Below are 16,730 nucleotides of genomic sequence, written 5' to 3'. Positions count from 1 at the left end.
CACATACCAACTAACATTTATCGCTTTACCATTCTCGCCACATACATGCCGTCTGAATTCGCTTCATTTGGCCACACTGTAACGTGTTTTTGTTGAGTTTGGGTGAATGGGTGTGTACTCAACACGAGATCAAAGTTTGGGTTGTGTTGTAAAAATTGCTCTACTACTTGTTCGTTTTCTATCGGTGATAATGAGCAAGTGGCATACACGAGGTGCGCGCCTGTTTTAACGGCTTTTGAACTACGAGACAATATATCTAATTGCAGTGCTGATTTATTATCTACGCAGCTTCTATCATCAATCCAGCGCATGTCTGGGTTTCTACGCCAAGTGCCTGTGCAGCTGCATGGAGCATCCACTAAAACACCATCAAAACTGTTAGCATCGACTGGCAAGTCGTCGCTTTTCCAGCGTGCAACAGTAATGCCTTTGAAGTTTGCTCTTTTGGCGCGCTTTTTAAGCTCTTCTAACGCTTTTGAGCGAATATCCGAAGACACAATAGAGCCGGTTAGTTTGGTTTTTGAACTTGAACTTAAATTTGAGCTCGCATTTTGTAGCATAAGTGAATGAAGCTGTAAGGTTTTTCCACCTGCGCCACTGCAAGTATCCCACCATTTCTCATCAGCCTTTGGTTGACAAGTATTGCCAATCACTTGCGAAGCTAAATCTTGTATTTCAACTTGGCCTTGTTTGTATAATGCGACATCATTGAGATTAATACTTTTATTGCCAAGACTTAATGCATCAGCAAAGTATTCACTAGCACTGGCATCTATCCCTGCTTGTTGTAACTGCTTTACTGCTACTTGGGTATCAATATTTTGTGCTCTTGCCCATATCGGTGGGCGTGAGCTCATTGCCTCGATGAGCTGTATTTTCTGTGACTCATCACTTATCGGGCACACATCCCAAAACCAATCAGGTAATAGTTGTGATTCACTGAAAGCAACAGGGTTATAAATGCTGGCCATTAACTGTGTTTTTTCAACGACTGTGTAAGTGTTTACTTCAGTTATAGGTTCAGCAGCACTGTTTAACTGTTCGTTCAGCACATTATTAATAATGTCTAACTGAGAAGGGGATAATTGGCCAAACTGCTGCCATGCCTCAGCAAAGCTTCGCCAAGTATGTAATTCTAGAATGGCACAACTACTGAGCATTTTGAACCATGTTTGCTCATCATGTTGCGAGCCTAACTGCTTAAGCCAACCCCACCAACGAAATAACCCGAATAAGGTTTCACGTATCACCCTGCGATCTTTTGAACCATGCTTTTTATGCTCACGGAAATAATTGGCCACAATCCTATCCGCAGGCATTTTAGTGTCTAATACTTCATCAAACAGTTTTTTGATGGTCGCTGAATAACTTAGGGCTCTTTTTTCAGCGGGTGTATTGGCTTGGATATCTGCTTGGTTCATGGTTCACTCAAGAAAGGAATGAGGCGTTTACTCGGCCGCATATCAATAAAATAATAGGTGAGTTTAACATGGCTAATAGAGTGGATTAAAGTTATCGCTGAGATTATGTCGAGCTTAATAAATTTGGTGGAAAAACAAGCCACCTTTATTGTTAGATGGCTGTGCCTTCGGTTATGTAAAAGGAGCGTTTTAGCTTGCGTTCAAGCTAGGGAACATGACAGAACTCATTTAAGACCTTAATGACATACCTTAATCATAGAAATATATGCCAATAAAATTAAAAAGGATGATCGACCATGACCCACGCATTAGTGCTTTCATCTGATTGGGCAACATCAAGTCTTACAACAATCCCTGCGGTTAATGCTCTTAGTGATACGCCATAATCGTATTTCATGTCAGTCAGTAGCTCATCGCTAGTGTAAGACTCTCCGACACGACCAGCTTCAACAAAACCAACCAATTGGAACCAGTCTAAACGAAGAAACTTGAGCCAGTTAACGTCTTCAATCGGGTTGTATTTCAGGGTGTAACGGTACTCAGCACTGCCATAAATCACTGCTTTATCATGGAAACGTTTATTATCAAATCCGCGCATGCGATAAAAACCACCTAAGGTTGCTCCTTCGCTGTAAGGTGCATTATTGGTAACAATTCTTCCGCCTTCATCGTCGTATTCAAGCTCCCAGGTGGGCGAATAACCTGTCCAAAAATTTAATGCAAGAATACGCTGGGATGCGTAATCCGATTCACCAAATGAAAAGTATTTACTGGCTTCAAACTCAATAAAGGTCCATTGCTTTTCTGATTCGAACCAACCTGCATCATGAGAGATAGCGACATACTGTTTACTACCGTAACTGGGGTTGATTGAAAAATCAGTGTTGTCGTATAAAAGCCCTAACTCAATAGCGTGAATTGCGCCATCAAGCTCACCATCATCAAGCTCAAAACTTTCGTAGCGGTTAAATTGCCTTAGCACGGCAACAGTAGCGCCTGATTCCATCGGATTCCACACTCTGCCTCCAGTGGGCTCAGAGGTGAGTAAGCCTCTAGTTAAGTCATAGGACACAGTGCTTTTATCACGGGTTGCGCCAATAGGAAGCGTGTATTCAATTTTTATATCCCACCAATTTGAGGCGCCATCCGCTTGCAGAAATTGCTCATTGGATGAGTCATTGCTGCCTGGCAATGGTGTTCCAACTGGAATGTATTCACCGGCTCCGCCAGCATAGGCTTTTTGTTGCGGGTAATAGCCCATAAAGCCGACCAGGCTCATAAAAAATCGGTCTGTTTTAGGTAAACGGTAATTCCAAACGCCAGCGCCCGCACCATAACTGACATCGCCGCCATAGACGGTACCACCAATGGTCATTTGTTCTTGATGGTAACCACTTACCATGGCGCCCACGCCCAAATTTAATCCCATAGAGTCAGTGCTAAACACGTAAGGGAGGATCAGTTTCTCAACCCCAGTATCTTTGGTTTCGACGCGATTAACTGCTGATTTGACGTTTGCAGGTGCTGCTATGGCAGAAGGTAGGGTCAATAGCACGGTAAAGGCTATTAGGCTGATGAAAAAAATGTGCTGCTGAATCGCTATCGCTTTGGCGGTACTGAGGTATTGTTTCATCATCTACTAGCCCTGTCGTTTCTTCGAACATACAAACTATCAAGTTCAAAGGGGAGAGTTCTAAGGAAGTGTTTTGTTGATTATTTGTTTCTATTACATTGAATAATATAGATTGTTATATCGGAAAGATACAGCTTAGAAATCAATTATCGCCACGTAGCAACACAGTGTGACAATGTATGAACTGTCGGCGAGATTTACGAAGTTTAGTTAGCAGTATGTATGACCGTAGACACATTAAAGTAAAGTCGAGATTGCTTATTCTCTCTTTTAATAAGCTTTTATCGCCTTGTATATAAAGGAAAAAGTATATTAAAGAAACAGAATATTAAAGAATAAGTACATTAAAGCTGGAGCATATTAAAAACTGAATGGCTCGGTGCTCCATATTGGATTTCACCGAACCGAATCGTTAATTTAAAAATCTAAATCGAGTGCAAAGCAAAGGTAGCTCATCAAGTTGATGGTCTTGTTAAATTCTTGGGCGCAATAATCGACAAAATCATTAGCGCAAACTTGTTCAATTGTAATGGGCTTTATAGCAATAAAATCCTTACGCTTTAGTTCCTCAATAAGAGGGTGCGCTTTATCAAAACCTCGTGGTGGCCTTACTAAGCTATCACCAGATAATTCAAACCCAGCTTTTTCTAACGCTAGTAAGGCTTTTTGATAGCCGTTAGGGTTTTCATCAATACAATGTCTAATTGCATTTAATGGCTTTGATTCAGGATGCCAAATGCCAGCAGCAAGAAAACAGCCATCATTAGCTAAGTGTAAATATAAGCCTGGAGCATGAACATCTTTACCCTGAAAGTGTCTAAACTGAATGCCAACATTCAACTTATAAGGGCTTTTGTCTTTACTAAAACGGCTGTCTCGTTGGGGGCGCATCATGCTGCCGCCCACTTTTTTAGGGACTGCGGTTAGGCGAGGGGACAAATTTAAAATCGGACCCTGCATTGCTTCGATAAATTTAAGTGTAGGGGTTCTGACTTTGTCTTCATAATCTTGTTGGTTGGCTTTAAACCATTCACGATCATTGTTATTGGCAAGTAAGGTGAGAAAATCGAAACTTTGCTGAGTATACATAACAAGTCCTAAAAATGATGAAGGTAAAGTGTGCCATAAAGGCATTGAATTTCAATCTATGATTAGCTTTACCTCGACAATATATGACCTTAACTTGCTATATTCAGTTGATGTATACGAGTAGCAATAATAAAGGCTGACCTATGCCTAAACTCATACTCGAATGAGATGATTTATGTTGAGTGTTAAAACATCAAATTTAAGTTATAGGTGTACTTTTTTAGGAAATATATAAAGTTAGCTGCTACTTTTGGCGCTTTGAGAATATAGAGTTAATAAGGTTAGCGACTGTTGGTGATAGTTTTTTTATATCATTTGTATTTTTTTAGTAGTATTTTTAATCTTTAGGAGTATTATGCGCTTCCAAACTGATTGAGAGTGATTTTTTAACTCGATATTAACTCTGTTAAATTGTTGTTTTGGCTTAAGTTGATGATGCTTTAACGGTGATATTACCTAACAAACTCATTTATTCTACTCTAGCTTTTCTAATTTAACGCTATTAAACAAGGTTCTGTAAAAAGGCTTGAACATGACAAAAAATGCATTACAAATTCTTGGCTGGTGTGAATGGGCGACGTTTCCTGAACTTGGCAATGAACGGATCAATATGAAAGTTGATTCCGGTGCTAAGACGTCATGTTTACACGCTTTCAGGATTAAACCGTTTACAAAAGCAGGTGAAGACTGGATTAAAGTCTGGTTTCACCCAGAGCAAGAGTCAGATAGAGAATTGATTTGTGAGTTTGCAGTGTTTGACCGTCGCCATGTAAAAGATTCAGGTGGTCATATTACTCATCGCTATGTCATTAAAACGCCAATCATTATTGGCGAACAACAATTTGATATTGAACTCACGCTTACACAGCGTGACAACATGCAATTTAGAATGCTATTAGGTCGCAGAGCACTAGCTGGACGCTACTTAGTTGACTCATCAGCATCATACTTAACAGGAGCCTAAGCCCATGCGCATTGCCATTATGTCTCGAAACGGGAATTTATATTCAACTCGTCGCCTTCGAGAAGCTGCGGTTGCTCGCGGTCATGATGTTCAAATCATCGATCCGTTAGCATGTTATATGAACATTAATATGATGGCGCCAAGCATTCATATGCGTGGTGAAGAGTTGCCTACATTTGATGCTGTTATTCCGCGTATTGGCGCATCAGTGACATTTTACGGTACAGCAGTATTACGTCAGTTTGAAATGATGGGTGTACACCCCTTAAATGAATCGGTAGCCATTTCTCGCTCGCGGGATAAATTACGTTCATTACAATTGTTGTCACGTAAAAACATCGGTTTACCAGTGACTGGTTTTGCTAATAAGCCTGCAGATGTACCTGATTTATTAGACATGGTTGGCGGTGCCCCTTGCGTGATTAAACTGCTAGAAGGTACCCAAGGTATTGGCGTTGTTTTAGCTGAAACCCGTAAAGCGGCTGAAAGTGTGATTGAAGCTTTTATGGGCCTTAAAGCCAATATCATGGTGCAAGAATATATTGAAGAGGCTGGTGGTGCTGATATTCGTTGTTTCGTTATTGGCGATAAAGTGATTGCAGCAATGAAACGTCAAGGCGCTGAAGGCGAGTTTCGCTCTAACCTGCATCGAGGCGGCAGCGCTACAGTTGTTAAGTTAACACCTGAAGAACGTTCAACTGCAATTCGAGCAGCTAAAACCATGGGGTTAAATGTGGCTGGTGTAGACATTTTACGTTCAAAACATGGCCCTTTAGTGATGGAGGTTAATTCATCTCCGGGGCTTGAAGGCATAGAGCAATCAACGGGTATCGACGTGGCTGAAAAAATTATTCAGTTTATTGAGAAAAATGCCAAGCCAAGCAGCACCAAAACCAAAGGTATTGGTTAATGGCGCCAAAGCGTGAAGCGTTTACCATTGGTGAGTTTAGTATTGATGCTGGCACACGTGCCAGTATCAAACTGCCCGCAGCAAAATTGTATAACGACACGCCTTTAGAGCTGCATGCTGAAGTGTTTCATAGTAAAAAGCCTGGCCCTGTGCTGTTAGTGTGCGCCGCCATTCATGGTGATGAGTTAAATGGCATTGAGATATGCCGCAGGTTGATTGATAAGATGAGCATCAGAACCTTAACGGGGACTTTGGTGGTTGTTCCTATCGTCAATGTGTTTGGCTTTATTCATCAGTCTCGTTATCTGCCAGATAGACGCGATTTAAATCGCTGTTTTCCTGGTAGTGCGAAAGGGGCGCTTGCGAGTCGTTTAGCACATTTGTTTTCGAGCGAGTTGATTTCAAAAGCCACTCATATTGTTGACTTACACACTGGTGCAATCCATCGTGATAATTTCCCGCAGATCCGTTGTGATACTGATGATGAAACAATGATGGCAATGGCGACGGCGTTTGGAGCGCCAGTGATCATGGACTCTAAATCTGTAAAAGGCTCAATGCGTGGCTACGCTAATGACAAAGGTATTGCCTGTATTTTATATGAAGCTGGTGAAGCACTGCGTTTTAGCGAGCTATCGATAAAATCGGGTGTCACAGGTGTGCTTAACGTGATGCGCTATTTAGGTATGCTAAGCAGTAAGCTTAAACCCACCGCTTCGATTAATGCGAGTAGAAGTTATTGGTTAAGAAGTGAAGCGGATGGCTTAGTGAATGTGAAACGTAAAATTGGATCTCGGGTAAGCAAAGGTTGTTTGCTGGCTAATGTGGTCAACCCGTTCGGCAGCGAAGTAACCGAATTAAGATCGCCAACTGATGGCATCATTATTGGACTGACAAACATTCCAGTTGCCAATGAAGGTGAGGCGCTGTTTCATATTGCGCAGTTTGTTGGTGATGATATTGAAATAGCTAACGAGCACTTAGACGAGTTTATTTCAACTTACGCTTAACAGAATTACCTAGGATTAATCCTTTATGAGCCACTGATTAGTTATCTCTATTCAGTGGCTTATTGCTATATGCGTACAAATAACGTTATTGGTTGCTTGCTCGCTATTGAGGATACTTTTTAATAGATTCATCATCTAAACCTACCTTTTTTAGGATAACTTTAAATCTCTTTTCCTGATGGTATTTAACTAATCTCGGATCATTTCTACTAAATATAAGACAATTGGATTGATGGTAAACCGCATCTTCAAGGTACTGAAACATCGATTCTTTGTCGTCTAACAAGGCATAGACTACTGCTGTTTCATAAGGACAAACATATTGGTCCATTGATTGAGCTTGCGCGACTAAATTAAGCGCTTTAGAACCAAAATTTGATGCAGCATAGGACTGTGCTAATAATACGAGAGGTAATGAGTCGTTGAGACTTAAAGAGACTCCCTGTTCAGAAAGTTTGATACTTTCTTGTTCCTGTTGATTTATATATTTTGCGACGGCTAAACTTAATAAAGGATAAGGTTGTTCAGGAAGTAATCGATGCTTTTCTGTTCCCCAGGCTATAGCACCCTCTATATCATTGACCATCATTAACGCCCACATCCCCCATTCTGCAATTTCTAAATTAAGGGGGTCAAGGGTATTGGCAGACTCTAATGCTTGCTTCAACTTTTTTTTATTCCCCAATGCTGCGTAATATAATGCAAATCCTAGTTCGGTCGTCGCTAAGTCTGGTTGAATTTGTTTAGCCTTATTTAACATGTTCCAAGCTTCTTGCCATTGCCAGTTATGTACGTAAGCCAAACCTAATGATGAAAGCACTTGTGCTGAGTCTGGTTTAATTGCAAGAACTTGTAAGGATGAACTGATCACATCGGGCATGACTTTTTTTGGGGATTTAAAAAATGTCATTAATAGCCTGTAAGCATCTGACTTTGCTTTGTAAGCTTGGACGAACTTAGCGTCTAGTTCAATGGCCTGATTAAACATTGTAATCGCTTGCTCTGTGGAGGAAAGCGTCATTTTTGACAAAGCATGCTGCCCTTTAATGTAAAATTGATAGGCTTGCATATTATTGGTTGGCGGTGATGCTAGTTGCTTTTTTTGTTGTGAAAGTACCATAACTTTCAATGTGTCTGAGACCAATGTTGCTATTTTTGCCTGCACAGCAAATATATTGAGACTATCAGAGCTGATGTCAAAATCATTTACCCAGATAAGTTCCTTTGTTTGAATGTTTTCAAGTTCAACAGTTACACGTATTTGACCATTGACACTCTCGCTCACAGCACCGTCTAATACATATTCTATTTGAGGTAGTTTGTTTAGAATATGACTTCGAATTTTATTATTGCTAAAGGTGAAGGAAGTTGGTGGTGGGAGAGTTGTAATACCCTCAATTTTTCTGAGATCTTGAATGATTTCTCGGGTCATTTGTTCGGTAAAAGGCACCCAGCTTTCATTGTTCGTAATTGTTGAGAAGGGCACAACTAACAGTATTGGTTCGTGACTTTTTGTGCCAGTTTTTTGATAATAAAACCAGAAAGTAAGGGTTATGACTGTGACTAATAAAGTCATTAGCCATTCCCACTTACGATGGTAGAGAGTGGCCAGTATAGGTACTTTATTGCTTAAACTAGAAGGTTGTACGTTAAATGATATTTGCTTTGGGTTTTCTTCAATTTGAGCTATAAACTGATAACCTCTTGAGCGTATTGTGTTGATAATTTGCTGCCTTTCGCCATCATCACCTAATACATTGCGAGCGGTTTTAATATGGTTACTTAAGGTCGTATCTGAAACTTCTCTATTTGCCCAAATATTTTGAAATAACTCATCTCTTGAAATAACCCTTTGGCGATTCTCAATTAAGTATACGATCAAATCGAATACTTTAGGTTCTACAGCAATAACGTTCCCATCAATACGGATTTCGAATTGAATGAGATCGATTTCTGTTTGGTTATATCGATAAATCACAATGAGTTTTCATCCTGAATCACTTCCTGAATCTGTTTGTCGACAGAAATGTGAACAAATAATTAGCTAAAGATTATCCAATCTTCATGTTGTTTAGCACCGCTAATTAATACTAGAAGTTCAATTCGCCAGTGAAAAGGACTAACACTATGCCGACATTAACTGAACTTATTCTAGATCCCGTATCGCTCACACTGCTAGCGATATACGGCACATTAATTGTGATTGAAATTAGCTTCCCTGCACGAAAACTGCCGAAGGTGACTGGTTGGGTCCCGATATCTTTAGCCGTATTTAGTTTTTATTTTTTGCTATCTAGCTACCTGCCATTATTGATTGACCCATACTTAAAACCGTTTCAGGTAGCTAATTTAGATGACCGGAACTCTTTTCTTGGTACTATTTTCGCCATCTTAATTTTCGAGCTATTGATTTATATTTGGCATAAGGCAATGCATAAACATAAAAGCCTGTGGCGAATATTTCACCAGATGCATCATAGTGCTGAGCGGCTTGATAGTTTTGGCGCTTTTTACTTTAGTCCCTTCGACATGATTGGCTTTACTTTGATTGGAAGTATAGCTCTGAATATCTTTGTTGGGTTATCGCCAGAAGCAACAACTTGGTTTTTTTATAGCACTATGGTGTTAGCTATTTTTCCTCACCTCAATATTAATACACCCCAATGGCTCGGGTATATCATACAAAGGCCTGAAAGCCATTCAGTGCACCATGAAAAAGGCGTGCATGCTTTCAATTATTCTGATTTACCCATTTTTGATATTATTTTTGGCACGTTCAATAATCCTAAAACGTTTGCTAAGGAAATTGGTTTTTTTGATGGAGCTTCGAGAAAACTGCCACAGATGTTAACGTTTCAAGATATAAATTCATTGAAAAGTAAATAAAGATGACTTTTTATAGGTGGTTTTTATGTTTATATTTCAATAATATAAAGCTGAATGCAATGATAAGGATGCTAAGTGACATTACAAGTAATTGAACAAGATGAGGGTGAAGCATCTTTTACCCCGTCTAAAATCGTATGCGTAGGGCGCAACTACGTCGATCATATCCAAGAGTTAGGCAACGAAATCCCCTCAGATATGGTGGTATTTGTTAAGCCGAATTCAGCCATTGGTCAAAATCTGCCGTCATTTATACAAGAGCAGATTCATTATGAAACAGAGCTTTGCTTTAAAGTGGAAAATGGTCAGTTTGCTGCAGTAGGGCTTGGGTTGGATCTTACTAAACGTGCTTTACAATCAAGTCTTAAAAGTCAGCAATTACCCTGGGAGCGTGCTAAGGCATTTAACGGCTCAGCAATATTTAGCCAATTTATCAGTTTATCGACATCATCACTCAAGGCGAATGCGAGTTTTTGCTTTATGCTCACGATTGATGATGAACTGATTCAATTAGGCCATAGTGATTTGATGATGTATTCGGTTGATCAGATCCAGCGTTCTATTAGCGAGTTTATGTCATTGGTTGATGGTGATATTGTGATGACAGGTACGCCAAAAGGAGTCGGAGAGGTCACTAAAGGTGCAGTTTTTGAAGTAAAGCTTTGGCCTGGTATTGAATACCATTCTTATGAGCAATTATTAGTAGACGTTAACAAAGCTCAACCTATGATATGTCAGTCATGGGTCGCAGAATAGTTTGAATTAATTTAGCTTTATAACGACAAGTTAGGGCCTTGCAAAGGCAATCAGTATTTGATTAATGTAGCTGGCACTATAGCCAATGTTTGCGTGCGCCTAACTGATGTTGTTTGTCATTATAGCGCTTAAAAGTTTGCAATCACCTGTTATGACACTCATAACAGATATTGTTGTTTTAGCTGAAGATATAAAGGGCAAGGTTGAAAGCCTAGCTATTGCCGCCCATAAAAGTGTAGCAAAGTGGTGAGTGTAAGTTTGGGGTTACTTCATGTACGCTGCAAAAGATCACTGCGCAGATATCTGATTGAAAAGGCTGAAACTGAGCGATATTAACCTAAGAAAACAGGCAAAAATCGATGTTGATAATTATGTATGAACACCAATTATGCCGTTAGCGATGTTTAATTATAAATCTTATGGTAATGCCTAATAACTAATAACTAATAACTAATGTCTAATTCGATTGGGCAAATATCTGGCTAAACGATGGGCGCTTGTGAATTTCTATAGGTTGATTGAGCTTTCTTGCCAGATCACTTGCTGCAATTAATCCTCTGATGTGATGCAATTCTTGATCGATTACCAGCATGTGGTGAAGGTTATTCTCTTGCAGTAATCGAACAATATCACTCACTTTTGCTGTTGATATTTGATTGTAATCAAAAGCTTGTAGTTCTTCTCTTGGCACCATAACTTCAGTTACCAATAACTCATCAATCGTTAAAGAGAGACGCTTAGCTGTGAGCATCAGATTGTGATGGGATAGTTCTTGTTGGGTAATGATACCCAGAAATTTATCATTTTTATCCACGACCAAGCGCATATATGCGTGAGTTTTTTCCATGATTTTAGCAGTCCCAACTGCACTGGTAGAGGCATCAACAATGATGGGTCTAGATACATCAAAATCAGTAAAAATCTCTAAAGCTGAAGAGTCTAAATTGGGTGTTGTTGACTCTGATGACCATAAAAGGTGATCGATAGATGCTGTACTAAATAATTCTAAATTTCTCATGTGTTTTGTTCCGTTACGCTATGTAAACGGCTTAGGTTACTGAAAGTAGCGACCGCTATTATTCAGGATTGGTGCAACGTCCTTTATATGTTTAACATCAAAAAACCTTAACCTTGTGTTAATAACAATAGACCTGTGGATGCAAGTGAAGCAAGTACATGAAGAACATTTAATTTAGGTTAAGCTACTGTTGTGTATGTTAAATTTTGTGCTAACATTCTAGTGGGTAATAACGCAAGGACGACAAAATGCCGACCAAACAAATCACTAGCAAAGATGGATTATCGAAGGAGTTTAAGTATTTACTGGCAGGCACGTCAGTCAATATTGATATCGTCAGTCCAGCAGGGCAGAAAGGGCGCTTTAGAACCATTTTTATTGGCTATTTACCTGAAGAATATATTCTCATTCAATTTCCTGAATCTCATAAATTGGGCAGTTTCAGCCAATATATTAAGCAGGGATTACAAATTACAGTACGCGGCTTAGTAGAAGGTCATGAAGCGTCGGTCATTGCTTTCATTTCCAGTATAAAACAAACCTTGAGCCAGCCTTCTAATATTATGGTTTTAGACTTCCCTAAGAGTATGGTTATTCATAATTTACGCTCTACTAAACGCGTGTTGACAGACTTACCTATGAAAATTTGTACTACACCTGATCATTTATCAGGGACATTGACTGATGTTTCTTTAGCTGGATGCCAGCTTGAACTGGAGCAGCAAAAGAAAGGATTAGATGAAGGTGAAGAAATCGTCATAGAAGTCGCTGAAAACGAGCAAGAGACCATCAGAGTAAAGGCAAGGATTTGCAATGTGAAGACCTCGGATGATGGCACCGCATTGGGTTGCCAGTTTTTGAATGAACAAGAAACTGAAATAGAGAAAATTGTTCATATGGCATTAATGGCAGAACAATAATTATCTCAATTTGGCATCATTGATTAACTTGCGTTACACGCTAAGTTATTTTGCAAAAATAGCCTAATGCTTAGGTTTAACAGTATTAGGCTACGAGTCATTGTTTTATCGTTTAATTAGCTGATTTTACTGTATTAGCTTAACTGTATTAACTAAGCTGTGTTAACTTAGCTGTATTAACTTAACTATATTAGCTTTTCCAGAGGCGCTGTTTTGTCACAGCTCTTGGCTTTCCTTTTTTTATTAACCAATAAACGTAAACAAGGCTCAAAACAATGGTTAGGCCTTTAAATATGTTGGCGCTAGCTTCACCCATTGCACCACCTGACATACCAAAAATACCGTAAGTGGCGTTCATAAAAAGATGCATCCACATAGGGTACCAAATGCTGTAACCACACTCACAATAGAGCCAAGCAAACCAAGAACCAGCGACAGCCATAAAAGCAAACAACATCAATGCAGATATGACATCATGGCTTTGGTAAAGGTGTCCAAAACCAAAAATCAGTGAAGTGGTTATTGCTGCAGGAATAAAGCCCCATTTACAAACCCGAAATAATAGACCAAATAAAATGGCTCTAAAAATTATCTCTTCAAACAATGCAGGGTAAACCGATCCTGTTATCACTGCCGCGATAGATAGGTTTAAGTCTGTCGATAAATAAGCGTAACCGAGCGTCATAGGAACGCAACATAATAAGGCGGAGGTTAAGTAGCAGTCTTTGCGATCAGAATTGAGCCCTAACACGGCTAAAACAGGCTCATCTCGAAAGATGTACAAAGTGAAAAAAACAAAAGGGCCGTAGATAAAAAGCCATCTGGTTAGAGAGTGCAGAACATAAGAATGGTTATCTAAAGCTAGTAGTGTTTCTGTCCATGTTTCACCCCATAAATTTCTTATCAATAAATGGCTACAAATGAATGCCGCCAACAAAAGTGTTGCTCTGATTTTATTTGTCATCTTCTACCCAGTCGTCATTTAGTGTTTATCGAATGACAGTGTTAACAACGAGTGAGTAAGTCACAATACTTTTGGGATTAGCTTAAATTTTTAGTGGTGAAACCTGTCGAATAGGGACGAATAACATTAACTAGGGGCGAGTGACAAAGCGGTTTTAATTACAGCAATATATGATCGAGACACAGGAACGATAATGTCACTAAACTGCATTGTTAGTTTTAAACCATTGGCATTACCGTGGAATGATTTCACGTGTGATAAATTTACCCCGTAAGAGCGATGGCATCGAACAATATCGCTATCGTGTGGTAATTGTTCTAGCGCTTTAACCAGTGTCATGCGCAGTAAGTTAACAGTCGCTTGGTTGTCTTTTATTGTAATGATTTCACAGTAGTTATCGGCTGATTTGATCAAAATAATATCGGCTAAGCTGACAGATAAAAAGTCTGACTTGTTCTCGCCCGTTATTTGAATGACAACAGAACTATCGGTTATTTTTTGGGCTTTATCTTCTGTTAACGAAGCTTTTGTTAACCGAGAATTTGTTAACCGAGAATTTGTTAACTGAGTATCTGTTGATTGAGTATCAGTTAAGCGAGAATTAGATAAAGGGGCAGATGGAGTGGGATTACTCGTTGATATCACATTATTATGGTTACGAAAATACATAATCGAAACTGGAAATATCGCAATAGTCGATACGTAAAATACAAATATCAGCTGGTTTTCCCAGTGCCAACTATCATAAACGGCAACAACGAAATAGCTATGATTGAACAGCGCTGCGATTGTGATGTATAGGCTAATGATTAATAGAGGATAAGGTTTTATTTTGGCTCTATGGTGAGATAAGGCTATCTCAATCATCCCTGCAATAAAGACGGCTAGGAATGTGGCAACGCCATAGCCAGCTAAGCGTAGGTATTTAAATGATAACTCTGACTCATAAGTGCCAAAAGGCTGAAAGACACATAAGATCAGCACTGTAATACTGGCAGTTAGCAAAGCCCGTTTTTGTAAAGTAATGCGAGAGTTTAGCGAGTCGTTCAACCAAAACATGAAAGATATTCTAATGATAAATTTTACAAAACACTAACATAAAACTATCTCTAAGAGAAAATCAAAGACGGTTGAAATGAATTCCCTTCTAAGTTAAAACTTAGCGAGTGTCAGTGATGTTTAGGCGCATATAAGGTGAACTTATTCAATGTGTGTAATGGCCAACTAATATTGAGTTCTTCCTTGAACATCCTTGCTTTATTATGTCTTTTAAAACGACAAAGTAATTACTTTGCCGTCTTAGCACTCTGTCACTATTTAACCCTTGAAATGGTGAACCTATCTAATAGGGTTAAAGTGGTGAAGCTTGTTTTAATTTATAACATCTAAACTTTAGGTTTTAGGTTTAATGCCTTATCAATATCTTCAGCGCTATTGCGGTTAGGGACTTGTTCCCATTCTTCTCCCCATGAACGGTTTACAATTCTTCCGCGCTCTACAGCAGAGCGCTGCTCTATCTCTTTTGCCCAGCGAAGTAAGTTAGGATAACTTTCCACATCCAAAAATTCAGCGGCATCGTAGAGATTACCTAAGACTAAATTGCCGTACCAAGGCCAGGTTGCAATATCAGCAATACTGTATTCGTCGCCTGCAAGATACTGATTATTTGCCAGTTGCTTATCTAATACATCTAGCTGTCTTTTGGCTTCCATTGAAAAGCGATTAATTGGGTATTCAAATTTTTCAGGCGCATAGGCATAGAAATGGCCAAAGCCACCACCAAGATAAGGTGCAGAGCCTTGAAGCCAAAATAGCCAATTCATCACTTGAGTACGACTTGCTAGTTCTTCAGGTAAAAAGTGACCAAACTTTTCAGCCAGATAAACTAAAATTGCACCAGACTCAAAAACATTAATAGGTTCATCCGTGGTGTTGTCGAGTAATGCAGGAATTTTAGAGTTAGGATTGACTGCAACAAAGCCTGAAGAGAATTGATCACTTTCGCCAATATTAATGATATAAGCATCGTACTCGGCTTCAGTTACTCCTGCTGCCAGTAGTTCTTCAAGCATGATAGTGACTTTCTGTCCGTTAGGCGTACCCAAAGAGTAAAGCTGCAGAGCATGCTTACCTTTAGGCAGCACTTTATCAAAACGGGCACCAGAATCAGGTCGATTGATACTTGCCCATTTTCCACCATTTTCATCTTCCATTTTCCAAACTTTAGGCGGAGTGAATTCGTTCGTCATTGTAAAACCTCATTAATTTGACACTAGCTAAAAGATGACCATCAATGCTTTTATCTAGCTTCTGCGGACTGGGATACATTTCTCGTGCTATGTAAAAGATATTAGGGCAAAACTAAAATAAAAAAGTCTAGGACGAAAAATAGATTAGCAGAATTGGTTATTAATAAGGGAAATTTAGAATAATGAAACGCTGTGAACTGGGAGGATAACCGAGTCAATAATATGAGAGATGATTGGAGGGTGAAAAGTAACAATTGCTTGATATTAATACTTAACACCCACACCTAACACCCATAATTAAAATCCATACTCGATACCCATATATAATACCTATGGATAAGTAGGGCTTTATAACTTAGTTGTCACTTCAAAATTGACTCTGCGGATTTTTGAGCGCTCAGCTTTAGTAAGCTTTTTACCTTTATCTTGAATGATATGGGCACTTGAAGCTAACTGATTTGGAGAGGCGCCAAGTACGACAAGATGTTCAACTAACCCTTCTGCGCGACGTTTAGCAAGCGCTTTATTGTATTCAATGGTGCCTTTATCATCCGTGTAACCTTGAATATCAATCGATTTGTTAGGGTTGTTTGACAGGTAAGTCACGATACAAGACATGTTACTGTCTAATCGACTGTATGGTTTGTCACTGTTCACCTCAAAAAATACCGGTCTAAAGCCTGTCACTTCGGTTTCTTGCTCATTTTGTAATGCGTAACTTAAGCAAGCTGGAGATAAAGAAACCTTTTGCGGCGTTTCGGGGGCTTTTTCTGGTGTTGATTTACACCCTGAAATGACAGTAAATGCTAATATTATCGCTGAATATTTTAAATGTTTCATATCTATATTTAGTCCATTAAAAAAGAAGTCGTAAAATTACCTATTCTATAATTGCGGGTCAATAGTAATT

The 16,730-nt window shown here is 39.2% G+C and carries 15 protein-coding genes; 6 read left to right on the top strand and 9 right to left on the bottom strand.

Annotated elements, in window-relative coordinates; genetic code table 11:
• Positions 1 to 17: 17 nt before the first annotated feature.
• The 3 genes from BCU84_RS16515 to BCU84_RS16505 all read right to left on the bottom strand — a co-directional run bounded on the left by BCU84_RS16515 (position 18) and on the right by BCU84_RS16505 (position 4,143).
• A complete protein-coding gene (locus BCU84_RS16515; protein ID WP_102529176.1) occupies positions 18 to 1,421 on the bottom strand; it encodes an RsmB/NOP family class I SAM-dependent RNA methyltransferase in 1,404 nt (467 codons plus the stop codon).
• A gap of 277 nt (positions 1,422 to 1,698) precedes the next feature.
• Positions 1,699 to 3,057 (bottom strand): BamA/TamA family outer membrane protein, encoded by a 1,359-nt coding sequence (locus BCU84_RS16510; RefSeq protein WP_241906467.1) that lies wholly within the window; start codon positions 3,055 to 3,057, stop codon positions 1,699 to 1,701.
• Between the two features lie 414 nt (positions 3,058 to 3,471).
• The gene (locus BCU84_RS16505) at positions 3,472 to 4,143 is read right to left on the bottom strand and encodes a DUF2461 domain-containing protein (protein ID WP_102529192.1); all 672 of its coding nucleotides are present in this window, start codon (positions 4,141 to 4,143) and stop codon (positions 3,472 to 3,474) included.
• Between the two features lie 532 nt (positions 4,144 to 4,675).
• Here BCU84_RS16505 and BCU84_RS16500 point away from each other — a divergent pair.
• The 3 genes from BCU84_RS16500 to BCU84_RS16490 are packed head-to-tail and all read left to right on the top strand — an operon-like array spanning position 4,676 to position 7,027.
• Positions 4,676 to 5,107 carry a RimK/LysX family protein gene (locus BCU84_RS16500; protein WP_102529175.1) on the top strand — a complete coding sequence of 144 codons (432 nt, stop codon included), beginning with the start codon at positions 4,676 to 4,678 and terminating at the stop codon, positions 5,105 to 5,107.
• A gap of 4 nt (positions 5,108 to 5,111) precedes the next feature.
• Positions 5,112 to 6,017: a 30S ribosomal protein S6--L-glutamate ligase gene (gene rimK, locus BCU84_RS16495; protein ID WP_102529174.1), complete on the top strand. Its 906-nt coding sequence runs from the start codon at positions 5,112 to 5,114 to the stop codon at positions 6,015 to 6,017.
• Positions 6,017 to 7,027 carry a succinylglutamate desuccinylase/aspartoacylase family protein gene (locus BCU84_RS16490; protein ID WP_102529173.1) on the top strand — a complete coding sequence of 337 codons (1,011 nt, stop codon included), beginning with the start codon at positions 6,017 to 6,019 and terminating at the stop codon, positions 7,025 to 7,027. Before rimK ends, BCU84_RS16490 begins: the two co-directional genes overlap by 1 nt.
• A 103-nt stretch (positions 7,028 to 7,130) precedes the next feature.
• Here the strand turns inward: BCU84_RS16490 and BCU84_RS16485 are convergent, their stop codons facing one another.
• The gene (locus BCU84_RS16485; protein WP_102529172.1) at positions 7,131 to 9,005 is read right to left on the bottom strand and encodes a winged helix-turn-helix domain-containing protein; all 1,875 of its coding nucleotides are present in this window, start codon (positions 9,003 to 9,005) and stop codon (positions 7,131 to 7,133) included.
• Between the two features lie 221 nt (positions 9,006 to 9,226).
• Between BCU84_RS16485 and BCU84_RS16480 the strand changes: the two genes are divergently transcribed.
• Both BCU84_RS16480 and BCU84_RS16475 read left to right on the top strand, forming a co-directional pair.
• The gene (locus tag BCU84_RS16480; RefSeq protein ID WP_241906466.1) at positions 9,227 to 9,913 is read left to right on the top strand and encodes a sterol desaturase family protein; all 687 of its coding nucleotides are present in this window, start codon (positions 9,227 to 9,229) and stop codon (positions 9,911 to 9,913) included.
• A gap of 75 nt (positions 9,914 to 9,988) precedes the next feature.
• Positions 9,989 to 10,669: a fumarylacetoacetate hydrolase family protein gene (locus BCU84_RS16475; RefSeq protein ID WP_102529170.1), complete on the top strand. Its 681-nt coding sequence runs from the start codon at positions 9,989 to 9,991 to the stop codon at positions 10,667 to 10,669.
• Positions 10,670 to 11,126: 457 nt separating this feature from the next.
• Here BCU84_RS16475 and BCU84_RS16470 read toward each other — a convergent pair whose 3' ends face one another.
• Positions 11,127 to 11,687, bottom strand: coding sequence for a CBS domain-containing protein (locus BCU84_RS16470; protein ID WP_102529169.1), 561 nt, complete (start codon positions 11,685 to 11,687; stop codon positions 11,127 to 11,129).
• Positions 11,688 to 11,935: 248 nt separating this feature from the next.
• Between BCU84_RS16470 and BCU84_RS16465 the strand changes: the two genes are divergently transcribed.
• The gene (locus tag BCU84_RS16465) at positions 11,936 to 12,607 is read left to right on the top strand and encodes a PilZ domain-containing protein (protein WP_102529168.1); all 672 of its coding nucleotides are present in this window, start codon (positions 11,936 to 11,938) and stop codon (positions 12,605 to 12,607) included.
• Between the two features lie 190 nt (positions 12,608 to 12,797).
• On the opposite strand, the gene BCU84_RS21035 is transcribed toward BCU84_RS16465, so the two are convergent.
• The 4 genes from BCU84_RS21035 to BCU84_RS16445 all read right to left on the bottom strand — a co-directional run bounded on the left by BCU84_RS21035 (position 12,798) and on the right by BCU84_RS16445 (position 16,660).
• Positions 12,798 to 13,292, bottom strand: a complete 495-nt coding sequence (locus BCU84_RS21035) for a CPBP family intramembrane glutamic endopeptidase (protein WP_241906465.1) — start codon at positions 13,290 to 13,292, stop codon at positions 12,798 to 12,800.
• Positions 13,293 to 13,697: 405 nt separating this feature from the next.
• Entirely contained in the window at positions 13,698 to 14,630 is a 933-nt protein-coding gene (locus tag BCU84_RS16455; protein ID WP_102529166.1) for a LytTR family DNA-binding domain-containing protein, read from the bottom strand.
• Positions 14,631 to 14,956: 326 nt separating this feature from the next.
• A complete protein-coding gene (gene yghU / locus BCU84_RS16450; protein ID WP_102529165.1) occupies positions 14,957 to 15,820 on the bottom strand; it encodes a glutathione-dependent disulfide-bond oxidoreductase in 864 nt (287 codons plus the stop codon).
• Positions 15,821 to 16,168: 348 nt separating this feature from the next.
• Positions 16,169 to 16,660: an OmpA family protein gene (locus BCU84_RS16445; RefSeq protein WP_102529164.1), complete on the bottom strand. Its 492-nt coding sequence runs from the start codon at positions 16,658 to 16,660 to the stop codon at positions 16,169 to 16,171.
• Positions 16,661 to 16,730 lie beyond the last annotated feature (70 nt).

The organism is Shewanella sp. 10N.286.51.B7 (assembly GCF_002873615.1).
GTDB lineage: Bacteria > Pseudomonadota > Gammaproteobacteria > Enterobacterales > Shewanellaceae > Shewanella > Shewanella electrodiphila.
The sequence above is the reverse complement of the archived record's forward strand: the minus strand, read 5'-3'. Positions and strand labels throughout refer to the sequence as shown.

Excerpts from the sequence above, each read along its gene's own strand:
- BCU84_RS16510 (WP_241906467.1), bottom strand. The coding sequence starts at position 3,057 with ATGATGAAACAATACCTCAGTACCGCCAAAGCGATAGCGATTCAGCAG.
- BCU84_RS16455 (WP_102529166.1), bottom strand. The coding sequence starts at position 14,630 with ATGTTTTGGTTGAACGACTCGCTAAACTCTCGCATTACTTTACAAAAA.
- BCU84_RS16465 (WP_102529168.1), top strand. The coding sequence starts at position 11,936 with ATGCCGACCAAACAAATCACTAGCAAAGATGGATTATCGAAGGAGTTT.
- BCU84_RS16470 (WP_102529169.1), bottom strand. The coding sequence starts at position 11,687 with ATGAGAAATTTAGAATTATTTAGTACAGCATCTATCGATCACCTTTTA.
- BCU84_RS16515 (WP_102529176.1), bottom strand. The coding sequence starts at position 1,421 with ATGAACCAAGCAGATATCCAAGCCAATACACCCGCTGAAAAAAGAGCC.
- rimK (WP_102529174.1), top strand. The coding sequence starts at position 5,112 with ATGCGCATTGCCATTATGTCTCGAAACGGGAATTTATATTCAACTCGT.
- BCU84_RS16490 (WP_102529173.1), top strand. The coding sequence starts at position 6,017 with ATGGCGCCAAAGCGTGAAGCGTTTACCATTGGTGAGTTTAGTATTGAT.
- yghU (WP_102529165.1), bottom strand. The coding sequence starts at position 15,820 with ATGACGAACGAATTCACTCCGCCTAAAGTTTGGAAAATGGAAGATGAA.
- BCU84_RS21035 (WP_241906465.1), bottom strand. The coding sequence starts at position 13,292 with ATGACGCTCGGTTACGCTTATTTATCGACAGACTTAAACCTATCTATC.
- BCU84_RS16445 (WP_102529164.1), bottom strand. The coding sequence starts at position 16,660 with ATGAAACATTTAAAATATTCAGCGATAATATTAGCATTTACTGTCATT.
- BCU84_RS16500 (WP_102529175.1), top strand. The coding sequence starts at position 4,676 with ATGACAAAAAATGCATTACAAATTCTTGGCTGGTGTGAATGGGCGACG.
- BCU84_RS16505 (WP_102529192.1), bottom strand. The coding sequence starts at position 4,143 with ATGTATACTCAGCAAAGTTTCGATTTTCTCACCTTACTTGCCAATAAC.